The 760-nt window shown below is 70.7% G+C and carries 1 protein-coding gene; it reads right to left on the bottom strand.

Annotation, left to right across the window (positions count from 1 at the left end; translation table 11 throughout):
• Positions 1–738, bottom strand: a 738-nt coding sequence (locus VXC91_RS46360; protein WP_329513330.1) for a zinc ribbon domain-containing protein, incomplete at its 3' end; no start/stop codon positions are given.
• Positions 739–760 lie beyond the last annotated feature (22 nt).

Here is a 760-nt window from a genome sequence, read left to right on the forward strand (position 1 = left end):
GGCCGTGATGACGGCCTTGGCTTCCAGCTTGTCGACCACGACGCGGATCACCATCGTGCCGGTGGCGCGGTCCACGACGGTTTTGGTCTGGTGGGTGAGGCCGCGTGCGGCGATCCTGCGCCATGCCCCTTGGTCGCGGTCGCCCTGCCAGCCGCAGCCGGGGCAGATGGCCCACTTCCATCCGGGCACGGTGGTCCGGTCGGGGGCTTTGCGGTGGCGGAGCGGAGTGAGGCAGTGCGGGCAGTGCTTGGAGGTGTTGCGCGGCGGCACGATGACCACAGCGATGCCGATCTCGGCGGCGAGGTGGCGCATCCGCTCGGCGATCTGCCCGCGCACAGTCTGAGACATGCGCGTGTTGTGGGTGCGGCCCATGCCCCCGGCTTCCATCGACCGCAGGTCTTCCAGATAGATCACACTCGCGCCAGCGGCAACGGCTTGATCCACCGCCCAGCGGGCAGCAGCCCAGGCCAACGCGTCGTTGAGGTGGGAGCGGCGCTCGGACACGCGGCGGATCTCCTGCGCCAGCACCTGCGCCTTGTCGTCCAAGGCGCGGTCGTTGAGGCGGGCGTAGTGGTCGGTCTTGGCGTGCAGCCGCTCAAAGATCCGCCGCAGCCGGTGCTGCTTGGCCAGCACACCAGCGGCCCGGAACTGCGTGCCCGCCCCGAGAGCGGTAATGCGGCCGTCGTTGGGGAGCCGGGCCGCGCCCGCGCTGAGGAGCGTGTTCAGGCCCCAGTCCACACCCAAGGCCACGGTGTGGCCG

This window comes from Streptomyces chiangmaiensis, from assembly GCF_036281785.1.
Lineage (GTDB): Bacteria > Actinomycetota > Actinomycetes > Streptomycetales > Streptomycetaceae > Streptomyces > Streptomyces chiangmaiensis.